This window comes from Mediterranea massiliensis (genome assembly GCF_900128475.1).
In the GTDB taxonomy this organism is placed as follows: Bacteria; Bacteroidota; Bacteroidia; order Bacteroidales; family Bacteroidaceae; genus Bacteroides; species Bacteroides massiliensis_E.
On record NZ_LT635837.1, the window covers coordinates 502,251 to 516,312 of the forward strand.

At 48.6% G+C, this 14,062-nt stretch carries 12 protein-coding genes; all 12 read right to left on the reverse strand.

Annotated features, from left to right (window positions below):
* Positions 1-12: 12 nt before the first annotated feature.
* The gene (locus BQ7483_RS09960; RefSeq protein ID WP_072545760.1) at positions 13-519 is read right to left on the reverse strand and encodes a PaaI family thioesterase; all 507 of its coding nucleotides are present in this window, start codon (positions 517-519) and stop codon (positions 13-15) included.
* A 46-nt stretch (positions 520-565) separates the two neighbouring features.
* The gene (locus tag BQ7483_RS09965; protein ID WP_072545761.1) at positions 566-1,231 is read right to left on the reverse strand and encodes a DUF2490 domain-containing protein; all 666 of its coding nucleotides are present in this window, start codon (positions 1,229-1,231) and stop codon (positions 566-568) included.
* A 384-nt stretch (positions 1,232-1,615) separates the two neighbouring features.
* Positions 1,616-4,180, reverse strand: a complete 2,565-nt coding sequence (locus tag BQ7483_RS09970) for a glycosyltransferase family 1 protein (protein ID WP_072545762.1) — start codon at positions 4,178-4,180, stop codon at positions 1,616-1,618.
* Between the two features lie 45 nt (positions 4,181-4,225).
* Entirely contained in the window at positions 4,226-5,890 is a 1,665-nt protein-coding gene (locus tag BQ7483_RS09975) for a glycogen/starch synthase (protein ID WP_072545763.1), read from the reverse strand.
* Between the two features lie 232 nt (positions 5,891-6,122).
* On the reverse strand, positions 6,123-6,542 hold the full coding sequence (locus BQ7483_RS09980; protein WP_022021027.1) for a hypothetical protein: 420 nt from the start codon (positions 6,540-6,542) through the stop codon (positions 6,123-6,125).
* 43 nt (positions 6,543-6,585) lie between these two features.
* Positions 6,586-8,421 carry a V-type ATP synthase subunit I gene (locus BQ7483_RS09985; protein ID WP_072545764.1) on the reverse strand — a complete coding sequence of 612 codons (1,836 nt, stop codon included), beginning with the start codon at positions 8,419-8,421 and terminating at the stop codon, positions 6,586-6,588.
* Positions 8,418-9,023, reverse strand: coding sequence for a V-type ATP synthase subunit D (locus BQ7483_RS09990; RefSeq protein ID WP_072545765.1), 606 nt, complete (start codon positions 9,021-9,023; stop codon positions 8,418-8,420). Before BQ7483_RS09990 ends, BQ7483_RS09985 begins: the two co-directional genes overlap by 4 nt.
* Before the next feature lie 13 nt (positions 9,024-9,036).
* Positions 9,037-10,368, reverse strand: a complete 1,332-nt coding sequence (locus BQ7483_RS09995; RefSeq protein WP_072545766.1) for a V-type ATP synthase subunit B — start codon at positions 10,366-10,368, stop codon at positions 9,037-9,039.
* 46 nt (positions 10,369-10,414) lie between these two features.
* The gene (locus tag BQ7483_RS10000) at positions 10,415-12,169 is read right to left on the reverse strand and encodes a V-type ATP synthase subunit A (protein WP_072545767.1); all 1,755 of its coding nucleotides are present in this window, start codon (positions 12,167-12,169) and stop codon (positions 10,415-10,417) included.
* Between the two features lie 21 nt (positions 12,170-12,190).
* Positions 12,191-13,033: a DUF2764 domain-containing protein gene (locus BQ7483_RS10005; RefSeq protein ID WP_072545768.1), complete on the reverse strand. Its 843-nt coding sequence runs from the start codon at positions 13,031-13,033 to the stop codon at positions 12,191-12,193.
* 15 nt (positions 13,034-13,048) lie between these two features.
* Positions 13,049-13,639, reverse strand: coding sequence for a hypothetical protein (locus BQ7483_RS10010; RefSeq protein WP_072545769.1), 591 nt, complete (start codon positions 13,637-13,639; stop codon positions 13,049-13,051).
* A gap of 61 nt (positions 13,640-13,700) precedes the next feature.
* Positions 13,701-14,062: hypothetical protein (locus BQ7483_RS17905; protein WP_204246008.1), on the reverse strand; the 362-nt coding region annotated here is incomplete at its 5' end.

Genomic DNA, 14,062 nt, shown 5'->3' on the forward strand with positions numbered 1-14,062 from the left:
AATGTCCGGCAATCATTCGGCCGGCAACAACGACTCCAAAGCCACGTCTTCGGCCTCCACCTCACAACTGCGGAAGTACATTTCCTTCTCGGCCTTCTCCTTCGGGAACGTGAAATAGGTACAAAGGGCCTCCGTACAAAGTTCGCCCTTGTCATCGTAGAGCCGGGCCTCCACAAAAGCCAGGTTGCGCTTCTGTTCGCGGAGCGATGCACGCAGCAACAAGTAACGGCTGTCGGTAGACACCGCCTTGCGGTAACGGGTTTCCATCCGGGTCGTCATGCCCGCCGTCTGCAGCTTGCGGAACACCACCCATCCGCAGATTTCGTCGAGCAACACCGACTGTATGCCTCCGTGCAGCGTATGCAGGAAACCCTGATAATGGCCGTCCGGCTTCCAGACGCTCACCACCTGGTCAGCGTCTTCATAGAAATCCATCTTCACGCCATATTCATTGTCGGGCGAACAACCGAAACAGTTGTACCCTTCCAGCTTCTTCCAAGGATTGATTATCTTCTTCATGAGTGTTTCCGATTTTAGTGTACGCAACAAATGTAATAAAAAGATTTCAGAACTTGTACACACAATCCACGCCAAAGATGTTTTTCCGTCCGTCGGCCTCCCACTGGCGGCAGTAGAACACATCCGCCTCCCAGTTTTCCGAAAAGAGTGGCAGCGAAAGCCCGGCCCGATAGCGCATGCGGGCTACGTCGAAACCATCCCCACGGTTCAGGCTGTTGTACATTTCGACCGATGCATAGGGTTCTAGCTTGCAGTGGCGTATGTCATAGGCCAGCTTCAGGCGGGAGCGCAGCCTCAGCTCGTTCTCCACGTCGTCCCAGGTATGCTGAAACCTTTCGCGCAAGGACAGCTTCACCCTTCCCCAACGGCCGGACAACGTGCCGTCGGCATGATAACGGTGGCGGAACTTCCACCCGTCTCCACCCCGGTTGCGATAATGAATCTCATATCCGCCCCCCAGCTTCAGAAAAGACAGTACGGCATATTTGGCACCTACGTCCAGCCCCCACCGGTCCGTGGTCCGCAAGTGGCTCTTGGTACGCCACTCCAGCCCGCCCGACACATCCAGCCGTTCGTTCACTTCATAAACCACCCCCTGCCTCAACCAGGTAGTGTAGTCGGCCTCCTGCGCCTGCACAGTAGGGACAATCCCACCCCAAAGCAGGATCAGTCCTATCCATTTCCTTATCTGACGAATTTGAAATCTACCCATTATCCAGCCCTAAATGGTTTATTTGCAAATATACGGAAGAATTTTGGAAAGAATCTGGAAAGATGACACAACGCTCCCTATATGTGCTATCAACCTATAGCCACAGTGAAAAAGTCATCCGCTAGGGCTGCAAATATCATGTATATGCAAGATATTCTATAACCGATGGGCGCGTTTATAGAACCGTAGCTTTCAATTACACAACCGTAGGCTTCGGTTTTACAAACGGAAACTTCGGCTGGAGAATAAAGCAAAGATGGAACAGTTTTCCTGCACAAAAAACAGATTCAAACTGAAGAAAGGAAGAAAATAAAGGCAAGAAAAACCGGCCTGTCCCAAAGGGCAGACCGGTTCCGAAAGTATGAAGAATTTATCTATCAGGGATTACACAAACCAACGTACGTAGCAGAAGTCCTGACGATGAGGCAGGTCGGGATTCTTGGGGAACATACGATAGGCAACCTTGAAGCTGCCGGCATTCTCCAGCTTATGCTTGGCCTGGAAGGTATAGAGGTTACCCTCTTTCTTCACAACCTCGAACGGCTCAACAGAATAGATGTGCTGCTTGCCGTCGGCAGAAGTGTAGGTCGTTACCAGTTCCAACCCGATAGCATCGTTCAGACCCTTTTCGTCAATCACGTAAGTGATGGTATACTCCTTGCCACTCTCGATGGAACCTTTGACAAGGTCTTCGGTCTTCTCGCTGGAAACGATTTCAATGCTGTCCCACTTCTCGACCACCTGTTCCTTCCACGCAGCGATTTCCTTGGCCTTGGCATAATTGTTGGCAGCCAGCAGGTGGAAACGCTGGGCTTCCTTGTTGTAGAACTTGGAGAAATAGTCGTCGAGCTGACGCTTCATCGTATAGTGGGGAGCAATCTGGGCAATGGAGTTCTTGATGGTCTTGACCCAACCCTCGGAATACCCCTTCTTGTTGCGGGCATAGAAGAGCGGCAGGATTTCAGTCTCCAGAATGCTGTAGATAGTAGCTGCATCGAGCTGATCCTGATGTTCCTGATTCTGATAAGTACGCTTTTCGGTCAGCGCCCAGCCGGCACCTTCGCGATAGCCTTCAAGCCACCAGCCGTCGAGTACGGAGAAGTTGACTACACCGTTCATCAAAGCCTTCTCGCCGGATGTTCCGGAAGCTTCGAGTGGACGGGTCGGTGTGTTCAACCAGATGTCGACACCCGATACCAGGCGACGGGCCAGCTGCATGTCATAGTTCTCAAGGAAAATAATCTTACCCAGGAACTCGGGACGGCGGGAAATCTCGATAATCTTCTTGATGAGTCCCTGACCGGCACCGTCGTGCGGGTGAGCCTTACCGGTAAAGAGGAACTGGACGGGATAGTCGGGGTTATTGACAATCTTGGCCAGACGATCGAGGTCGGTAAACAGCAGGTGGGCACGCTTGTAGGTAGCGAAGCGCCGGCCGAAACCGATGAGCAGCGCATTGGGATTGATCTTGTCGAGCAGGGAAACAATGCGCGAGGGGTCACCCTGGTTCTTCAACCAAGTTTCGCGGTACTGCTTGCGCACGTAGTCGATCAGTTTGTTCTTCAGAGCCATGCGGGTCTTCCAAATCACTTCGTCGGGCACATCGTAAATGGCCTTCCAGATCTTCTCGTTCGACTGGTCATACCAGAAGTTCTCATCAAAATACTGGGCATAGAGCTGCTTCCACTCCGTAGCACTCCAAGTGGGGAAGTGTACACCGTTGGTAACATAACCCACATGATTTTCTTCAGGGAAGTAGCCCTTCCAGATAGTGGAGAACATTTCCTGGGAAACCTTGCCGTGCAGCCAGCTCACGCCGTTGACTTCCTGAGAAGTGTTACAGGCAAAGACAGACATGCAGAAACGTTCACCTTTGTCGCCAGGGTTGTTGCGGCCCAAGTCCATCAGGTCGTCCCAAGTGATGCCCATGCGGGCAGGATAACCGCCCATGTATTTGCCGAAGAGACCTTCGTCAAAGTAATCGTGACCGGCAGGAACAGGAGTGTGTACCGTATACAGCGAAGAGGCACGAACCAGTTCGATAGCCTGATCGTAGGTAAGGCCTTCGGCCACGTAATCGCAGATACGCTGTACGTTGATGAGGGCTGCATGACCTTCGTTGCAATGATAGATATCCTTCTTGATACCAAGTTTCTTCAGCATCAGGATACCACCGATACCCAGTAGGATTTCCTGCTTCAGACGGTTTTCCCAATCGCCGCCGTAGAGGACGTGGGTGATGGGACGGTCGAACTCGCTGTTCATTTCGTTGTCGGTATCCAGCAGATAGAGGGACACACGACCTACATTCACTCTCCATACATAAGCATGTACGTAATAGTTCAGATAAGGAACATCGACAATCATCTGATTGCCGTCCTTGTCCAGTACACGTTCAATGGGCAGCTGGCCGAAGTTCTGGGCCTCGTAGTTGGCAATCTGCTGGCCGTCCATAGACAGCGTTTGGGTAAAATAACCGTAACGGTAGAGGAAACCTACACCACACAGGTCAACGTTGCTGTCTGAAGCTTCCTTCAAATAGTCACCGGCCAGAACTCCCAGACCGCCTGAATATATCTTAAGCACATGGTTCAAACCATACTCCATACTGAAATAGGCCACAGAGGGACGCTTCTTGTCGGGCTCCACGTCCATATAGGTGCGGAACTTGGAGTACACGTCTTCCATTCTGCGCAGGATAACCTTATCATTCGCAAGCGCTTCAAGTTTAGCATAGCTCATACGTTCCAGCAGCAGCACAGGGTTCTGGCCCACTTCCTTCCACAAGGTAGGATCCAAATCTCTGAACAACTCGGTAGCTTCGTAGTTCCAGGACCACCAAATATTACGTGCCAATTCAGACAATTTCTCCAGTTCGGCAGGAATATGCGACTTGACATTCACATCTTTCCAGTTCGGAGTGTTTACATTACTAACTTTAATCTTCATTGTATATGATAAGTTTGATTAATAATTTTCGTTTTGAGTCGTTTCTCACTGGTTCAACAAACGTTTTGCAGCATGACGCAGGGCAAAATCGTAGGCTTCATAATAGTATTGGATAAAGTGTTTCCACAAAGCCTGCTCGGCCACCTTACCGGCACGTTTGCGAATGGCTTTCACTTCGGCATCGGTTTTGGCAGAGAAGGCCGATACCGTATCCTTGATGCCGTCTGCCACCTCGGAATAGTTGTAGTCCGAACGGTGGAGTACCTCCACGCCGTCATCGATGCCGTGCTGGTCCTTCAAGCCATTGACCCAACGGCCGAAACCGGAAAGGTCGGTAGTGACTGTGGGCACATAGAACGCCACACTCTCCAAAGGTGTATAGCCCCAAGGTTCATAATAGGACGCATAGACGGTCAGGTCCATGCCAAGAATCAGGTCGTAATAGAGTTTGTTGAAAATCCCGTCCTTGCCGTCCAGATAGCAGGGGATAAAGATTACCTTCACCTTATCCTCGGGGCGATTGCCCATACCCAGATACTTCAGCATGTCGAGCACCTGGTCGTGGGTCATATTGTGAAGCCAGTGGGTGATGAAGGGACACTCGAGCGGAGTGGTAAACTTCTCGCGGCTCTTGAGACGCTGCAGCAGGTCTTCACGACACTCTCCCACCCAACCGGGTACACTGACAAGTGCCAATACGTTTTTCTTTAGGTTCTTGTCACGGTTCAAGCGGTTCATCGCCTCCAGAAAGACATCGATGCCCTTATTGCGGAATTCATAACGTCCGCTTGTCCCAATAATCAGGGTATCATCAGAAAATTCCTGTCCCAGCAACTTCCCGGCCACCTGCAGAAAAGCCGCACGTGCCCGCTTGCGTTTGCCTGTATAAGTAGCCCCTTTGGGAACAAAGTCGTCCTCGAAGCCGTTGAGCAACAGGACATCGGCCGGTTTGTCAAGCAGTTCCTTGCATTCATTGTTAGTGATTTCGCTCACAGTCGTAAAGCAGTCCACATAATGAGCGGTCTGCTTCTCGATGGAATGTTTGGACTGCATGTTCAGTTCCTGAGCCATCTGGTCGCCATTGTAGGCAAAAAGATAATCGTATAGAGGTTTGTTGTTCCCGGCAATGGAACGTCCGATGGACGTAGCATGGGTCGTAAATATCGTAGCGATTTCGGGAACATAAGTACGCAAATAGAGAGCGCCCATGCCGGTCATCCATTCATGAGCCTGATAGATGACTTTGTCGTTTTCCGTCAGGTTATAGCGGTAGAAGCTCTCCACCACCTTGCCGGCAGCATAAGAGAACATCGAGGCTTCATCGTAATCGCCGTATGCGTGCAAAGAGTCGACCTGATAGCGGTTCCACATCTCTGTATAAATCTCGTTCTTCTTTGCATAGAAGGGCTGAAAGTCGACCAGAATGACAATCGGTTCACCCGGAATATTCCATCGTCCTACCCGAACAGACAAGTTGTCTTTCTCGGCAGCATGCTTCTTCCAGGCCGCACACAGGTTATCGGACTCTGTGAACAAGGGGTTCTCCTTGCCTTGCCAAAAATCGGGGCCTATAAACAAGATTCTGTCGTGAAATTTTTCCTGTAATGTTTTAGCCCTCGTAGACAAGACTGTATAGATACCTCCTACCTTATTACATACTTCCCAACTTGCTTCGAATATATAATCGGGAGTCAGTAAATCATTCATCATACCTATTCAATAACATCTTTAACATTTTCTAATTTGCGCACGCAAAATTACACATTATTCTTTGAAAAATAGCCTTTTAATCGAAAAAAACTACAAGCAATGGTTAACACAACCGTTTGCGCTACCAAACGGACAAAATAAGAAAGTATCCGTACCCATCCTTGCACTATATGCAACAAGAAAAAGGGGCATATCCAAACGATATGCCCCTTCATTTCTGTTTAACTCAAAATTATACCATCAAAGCAGCAACCAAAGCCAAGATTGCATAGAATTCAGGCAAGGCTGCATAAATCATGGTGTTGGTCATCACGTCGTGACCCTGGGAAATGCCGACAATACCACTGGCAGAAATCTGTCCCTGACGGATGGCAGAGAAAAGACACACCAGACCGACACCCAGGCCAATGCCCAGCATCAAAGGGCCATCGGTCGTGAAGTCACGTCCCATAGACATCAGAAAAGCTACGAAACCATACAGACCCTGAGTAGCGGGAAGGGCCGAAAGAATCATGTATGAAGCCGACTTGGAAGGATCTTTCTTCAACGCTCCCTCAGCAGCATTTCCTGCGATTGTTGTACCAAAACAACTACCAATTCCGGCCAAAGCCAACATCAGGCCCAGACCCAGATAACCTAAAATTTCATTCATAATATTACAGTTTTATTCGTTATTAATTTATTTGTTTTCTCATTTATTCGTTATTCGGCTTGACGACCGAAAAAGGTTTGTAAGCCTCTCCCTTGCCTTCGTAACCCGAATTCTTGAAATATTCTACAAACGTCAGACGAAGCGGGTGTACAAAAGCACTCAGGCAGGACATAGCAATGTTCAGCGCATGCCCGAAGACCAGTATCAGGCCGCAGAACAACCAACCCAATACCGGGCCGGCCGCATCGTTGACCATGAAAGCCAGCTGATTGAACACACCGCCCAGCATACCGCCAGCCAAGCCTAAAGCATACAGACGGATGTAGGACAAGGTATCGCCCAACAGACCGGTAGCCATGTTATAGGTATCCCACACGCCGGCACCAATATTCACCAGGACATTGCGGCCCCAAGTGTTCAACAGATAGATGCCGATGGCAGCCACACTTCCGATAATGATGAAAGCCCAGCTTGTCACTTCGGCCGAGATGACTTGGAAGAAGGAAAGTCCGCCTGTGCAGACAAAACCTACCACCAGCAACAGCCATCCCCACGCACTGAGCGACTCCTTGAAGCCATAACGGACAGTACTGCAAATGGCCTTCACCGTCATAGCCAAACAAATGTGAACTACACCGATAATGAGCGCAAGCAACATCTGTTTGTCATAACTGGTTCCATCTATCTTACCGCTGATCATGAAACTCTTTGCCCACTCGGGAAGATCAATTTCAAACAGGTTGACACCAAAGAACGTACCCAATATGGCACCGAATACCGTTGTGAAAATACCTAAGGTAATGACCAGATTCATCATACCGGCCATGGACTTTGACATTTTCTTCTTCAGGAAGAAGCCCAGCGCTATCAGAACCAGGCCATAACCCGCATCACCCATACAGAAGGCGAAGAAGAGCGAGAAGAAAGGTGCCAGAATGGGCGTCGGGTCAAACTCACCATAGTCGGGCATGCCATACATCTTGGTCAGTGACTCGTACATGCGCACAAAGGCGTTGTTCTTCAATTTGATGGGTGCATTGTCTTCCTTCGTTGCCTTCCGAATTTCATAATAGACGCCGTTTTCATCCAACAGACGAACCACTGCAGCCTCACAGTCTTCTGGAATCCAGCCCTCGAGCATCACAACAGCCCCTTCGGCCATCTGTTCGCTGTTCAGCTTCACTTGAAGCAAGTCTATCTCGCCCTGCAAACGGCGGCAGCAGTCTTCCATCGTACGGCACTGCTCCCGGCAGAAAGCCTTCAGTTCGTCTGTAGCCGCAACAATCTGGGCTTCGGTCTCCTCCTTCTTTCTGCGCAACTCAGAAAGGCTGTTGGCAGGAAGGCGAAGGGGTTCCAAATCCAATTGCACCGGTTCATGCGACACAATGACGAAATAGAGATATCCTCCCTTTTCCTGAATGCGGATTAAGTCGTATTGCTCTTCCCATTCAAGTCGGAAATCCCTTTCCTGACAGCTATAGAACTGCAGATGCCATCCGGCCTTGTCAAGGTCCCTGATCCGTTGCCAGTCGAAATCACCCCATGTTTCCATCTGCGCAATATCCTTGTCGAATATAGGCAGACGGGCATTAAGCTCCTGAATGTGATTCTGACGCTGTTCGTATGCAGCCAGCAGTGTCTCGGCAGTTTCGTCGGCGTGGACGGTTTCCACCGGCTGTTTGTCAGCCAGCGCCAACATTTCACCGGCCACATTCTTATAAAGCGTACGTTTCTGCAAGAAACTCTGCAGGGTAGCATCCATCTCGCCGCGTTGCCGCTCCACGACATGGACTACACCCAGCTCACGGATACGTTCGAGGAACGATTCGTATTCCTTGTGATAAACCAGAAACGTCAGTTTTTTCATTCGTGTAATCATGCTTCAGCCTCCTTCCTCTTCTCCTGATGCGACTTCATGATCTTCTGCGACGACTTGGACAGATTTTCCTCATCCTCCATAAATCGCTTGATTTTACGCAGAGCATCCTGATAGCCGGGAATTTGTACTTTCTCGAAAAGGTTCACTTTCTGCGTTGTTTTCTTACGGGCATGTTCGAGCAGGTTCAGCTTGGCCACGGTAAACTCTCGCTCAATGGCTGTATGGGCCAGCTCCTTCAACAGGCTCAATCCATCAGCATACCATTTGGGAGCATTGAACAAGCTATAGGGACGGATGCTGAAATCTACATTTTCAAGTTGCGGCACCCGCACACCGGCTATTTTCTTGACTCCCAGATGGACATCGCTGACCTTTATCAACGAACTGTCGAACTCATTCCAAAGGGCGAACATGGCTTCGTAAGCTTGTATATCCTTTTCCAGCCTCTCTTCCAGTGCCTGGGCATCGGCTTTGCACCGTTTCACTTCCATGCGGAGGGCGCTTTCCTTGTTCTTGATGATAGGAAGCGTACGCACCCGCACTTTCAGTTGCTTCTCCAGCTGCTGAAGCGAGGTCTTGTTATATTGAAACTTAATAGCCATTGCTTTCTATTTTTTAATTTGCCTGATTCTTCGGCCAATACTGGTCGACCAATTCTTTCTTGATATTTACCTCTTCGGGCTTGAAATACTTGCCAAACAGGCTCCAAGCCACGTCAAGCATTTCAGTTGTATCAAGGTTGACATCAATAGCCAGCAACTGATTGGAATAATCTTTGGCGAAAGCAAGGGTACGCTCGTCGTAGTTGGTCAGGTCGAAACCGTTCTCCAGCTTTGTCTTGGCATTGGCGGCATCGGCATACAGACGGACGGCAGCGTTCATTACCTGCGGATGGTCCTTACGTGTCTTCTTACCCGTTACCAGCTGTTTCAGACGAGACAAGGAACGGAACGGGTCTACAATAACCTTACCGATGTCACTGTCACGACGGAGGAAGAGCTGACCCTCGGTGATGTAACCTGTATTATCGGGCACGGCATGTGTAATGTCACCACCCGACAATGTAGTCACGGCGATGATGGTGATGGAACCTCCACTGGGGAACTGCACGGCTTTCTCGTAAATCTTTGCCAAGTCGGAATACAACGAACCCGGCATGGAGTCCTTCGACGGAATCTGGTCCATACGGTTGGACACAATGGCCAACGCATCGGCATAAGAAGTCATATCGGTCAGCAGGACCAAAACTTTCTCATTATGCTGTACGGCAAAATATTCTGCAGCCGTCAAGGCCATATCGGGTACCAGCAGTCGTTCGACAGGCGGATTCTCAGTCGTATTTACAAAGCTGACAATACGATTGAGTGCACCAGCGTTGGAGAAAACGTTCTTGAAGTAAAGGTAGTCATCGTTGGTCATACCCATACCACCCAAGATAATCTTATCAGTTTCGGCACGCAGGGCTACGTTGGCCATTACCTGGTTGAAAGGCTGGTCAGGGTCAGCAAAGAACGGAATCTTCTGTCCGGACACCAGCGTATTGTTCAGGTCGATACCGGCAATACCGGTAGCAATCAGTTCAGAAGGCTGCTTACGGCGTACAGGGTTGACGGACGGACCGCCAATTTCCACCTCCTGACCTTCAATCTCCGGTCCTCCGTCAATAGGATCACCGAAAGCGTTGAAGAAGCGTCCGGCAAGCTGTTCGCTCACTTTCAGTGTCGGCGATTTGCCCAAGAATACGACCTCAGCATTGGTAGGAATACCTTCTGTACCCTCGAATACTTGCAATGTTACTTCTTCTCCGGCAATCTTCACAACCTGTGCCAACTTTCCGTTGACGGTTGCCAACTCATCATACCCCACTCCTGTTGCCTTGAGCGAACAGGTTGCTTTGGTAATCTGAGTGATTTTCGTATATATCTTTTGAAATGCTTTTGTTGCCATCTATTTATTACTATTATTAGCCATTTAAAATCTGTTTCTCAAGCCGTCAAGCCTTGCGCTCAGCAATCAAAGCCATCAGTTGCTGATGGAAGTCATTGTATTCAGGAGACTTGAACTTGGAATAGTTCATCTGCTTGCAGATATTGATCATCTTCTTGAAATAATCCATTACTTCATTGAAGTTGTCGAACGTAAAATCTGTATGACAGATATCAATAACCATATTCAAGATTTCCTCCTGACGTTCCATCGGAGTAACCGAATCCACTTCATCGAATGCATCCTGCTGCAAGATTACAAAGTCTATCAGTTCCGACTTCCAGAAAATCACATGATATTCTACGGGAACGCCATCATCGCCCAAGATATTGATCTGTTCGGCAATTTCCTTGCCACGCTGAAGACGGGTCTTGATTTCGTTCACCTTACCCAACCATTCACCGTTGATACGCTTGCTGATGTAGTCTTCAAATTCCGGATATTCGATGTATTTGGAATAAGAATCAATGGGGTTTACAGCCGGATAACGTTTCTTGTCGGCACGATCCTGCTCCAAGGCATAGAAGCAACGAGCCACTTTCTTCGTATTCTCGGTTACCGGCTCCTTCAGGTTACCTCCGGCAGGTGAAACGGTACCAATAAAGGTAATGGAACCGGTCTCACCATTATTGAGGATGACATATCCGGCACGGCCATAGAAGTTGGAGATGATAGACGACAAATCCATCGGGAAGGCATCGGGGCCAGGAAGTTCCTCCATACGGTTGGACATCTCACGCAAAGCCTGCGCCCAACGGGAAGTGGAGTCGGCCATCAGCAACACCTTCAAGCCCATACTTCGGTAGTACTCGGCAATGGTCATGGCCGTATACACGGAAGCCTCACGGGCTGCCACCGGCATGTTGGAAGTATTGGCAATGATAATGGTACGTTCCATCAGCTTACGGCCGGTATGCGGGTCTACCAGTTCGGGGAATTCCGTAAAGATTTCCACGACCTCATTGGCACGCTCACCACAAGCTGCGATGATAACGATATCGGCTTCGGCCTGCTTGGAGATGGCATGCTGGAGCACCGTCTTTCCTGTACCGAACGGACCAGGGATAAATCCCGTACCTCCCTCGACAATCGGGTTGACCGTATCAATGACACGAACACCGGTTTCCAGCAATTTGAAGGGACGCGGTTTCTCTTTATAATTGGTCATGGCACGTTTTACGGGCCACTTCTGAATCATGTTGACCTTGACCTCACTGCCTTCTTCATCCGTCAGCACAGCCACGGTATCTTCAATCGTATAATCGCCTTCAGCCGCAATAGACTTGACCGTACAAACGCCTTTCTGTTCGAAAGGTACCATGATTTTCAATGGCTGGAAGTTTTCCTCCACCTGTCCTAACCAAGCAGAAGCTTCCACCTTGTCACCCACTTTGGCCAAGGGTACAAAATGCCATTTTTTCTCTTTATCCAGCGGATAGGTATACTGACCACGTTTCAGGAAGACACCTTCCATCTTGTCCAGGTCGTTCTGCAAACCATCGTAATTCTTCGACAACATGCCCGGACCCAAAGTCACTTCAAGCATGTGTCCTGTAAATTCGGCTTCGGCTCCCACCTTCAGTCCACGTGTACTTTCAAACACCTGAACATATACCTGGGCACCGACCACCTTGATAACTTCTGCCATCAGACGGTCTCCACCGGTCGAGATATAACAAATCTCATTTTGAGCCACCGGGCCGTCAACGACAAGCGTCACCATATTGGCAATTACGCCACTAACAGTTCCTTTTGTTGCCATATTGTTTCAATGTTTTGATATTTATCTGAATTCTGCGGGTATCTGAACCTCGTCCTTCAAAGCAGCAATCATGCTGCGGAAAAGTTTGTTACCCTTTTCTTTATCCAAAGAAATCCAACGTTCAATCATTTCCAGTTGCAATAGAAAGACAAACAGACGCTCAACAGTGAAATAATTGAAGAACGTTGCCTCTTCCATCCAGTTCCAGCGCAGCTGATCGATTTTCTTCTCGCGTTCCACCAATTCTTCCACCTCACTGACTTTCATCAGAGCTTCCAGATAGTCAACTTCCGTTGCCAATCCAAAGTCACGGGCATTCGAAGTGCGCAGAGCCTGGCAGACTTCCGTATCACCGACAATCAACGGAGCCACATCCAACTTATACTTACGGGCCATCAATGCCACCAGAATGTTATTGACGTTCAGATTAAAGGCAAACCATTGCGAAACAAACCCGTTCTTGCACCCCATGGCATAAGCATAATAGAGGGAAGCCAAACGATCTTCGGGTAGAATACCGGTTTCTTCAGACGACTGATTAAAATAATCGGAAATAAAGGTAGACAAATAAGCAGGAAATACACGATCTGGCAACGCATCACCATCCTTAATGGCAGCAATATGCTCCGCCAAGGTATCCGCAGAATAATTTCCGCAAACATCTATCACAGCATCCTTATCCTTCAGAAGCTTCAAGACATTCGCATTGTCAAATTTCAGATAGAACAAATCGACCAGTTTCTTGTCGGAATCCGTCAGATAAGGATAAAATTCTGTTCTGAAATCGGCTACTGTATAACTCAGTTTGCTGTCTTCCAAGGTCAGGTCGGGCAAACCGGCTATCAAGTAATAATACTTACTCATATCCTGACAGGAGTTTTAAAACAACATATCCACCAGTTGCGGACGCAAAAATTCCTTGAAATAGTTCATGAACTCTTCTTCACCGAAGTTTACTTTATAAGCGCCGTTAGCCGGAGATACAGTAAACAGAGTTTTGATGCCGTTCACCTGCTGAATGGTCACTCCCTTATCCAGCAAGTTCTTGGCCTTTGCCGCAAAATACTTTTTAAGGCCTTCCGCATCAGCTGTAGATATAACGATAGGTTCGTTGACGCTCCATTTCTCAGCCAAAGCCACAATAAAAGCATTCAGATAATCCTTGTTAGCAGCAAAAGCCTTTACGTCAGCATCTACAATCTGTCCGCAAACTACAGAAGCGATTTCCGACTTCAAGGCATTCACAGCCTGGCCGGCAAACAACTTCAATTCAGACTTTGTATTTTCAGACAACTCGTCGGCCGACTTGCGGGCATCTGCCACAATCTGTTCTGCCTCTTTCCGAGCATCTTCTACAATTTTTTTAGCCTCTTCCTGAGCTTGCGCTACCAGTTTGCGAGCTTCTTCGTTTCCTTTCTCAACCCCCTCGCGGTAGATCTTGTCAGTCAACTCTTGAATTTTGTTTTCCATATCTATAGGAGTTTATTTATTAGTTTTATTATATTATATCCAAAAGTGATTTTCTCCTCAATTAGATTTGCGCCAAAATTACAAAATTCAATTTGATAAAAAGTACAAAGAAGGATAGAAAAGTACATAGAAATTTAAAAAAAAGCCCATTTGGAACAATCTTACTTTCATTTCTGTTTAACGCAGTGCTTCCTGAGGTTCTGGCGAAGCACTTCATGAGGGCGTGAGGAAGCACTTCATGAGGACATGAGGAAGCACTTCCTGAAGAGGTGACGCAGCACTGCGTGGGGAGGCGGGGAAGCGCGGCACGGGAGGGCCGGCCGCGGGGAAGCGGGACGGGCAAAAACGAAAAAGCCCCCGTGACACGTTCGTCACGGAGGACTTCCACCCGTCTCTTATACACATCCAGATGTGGATAAGAGA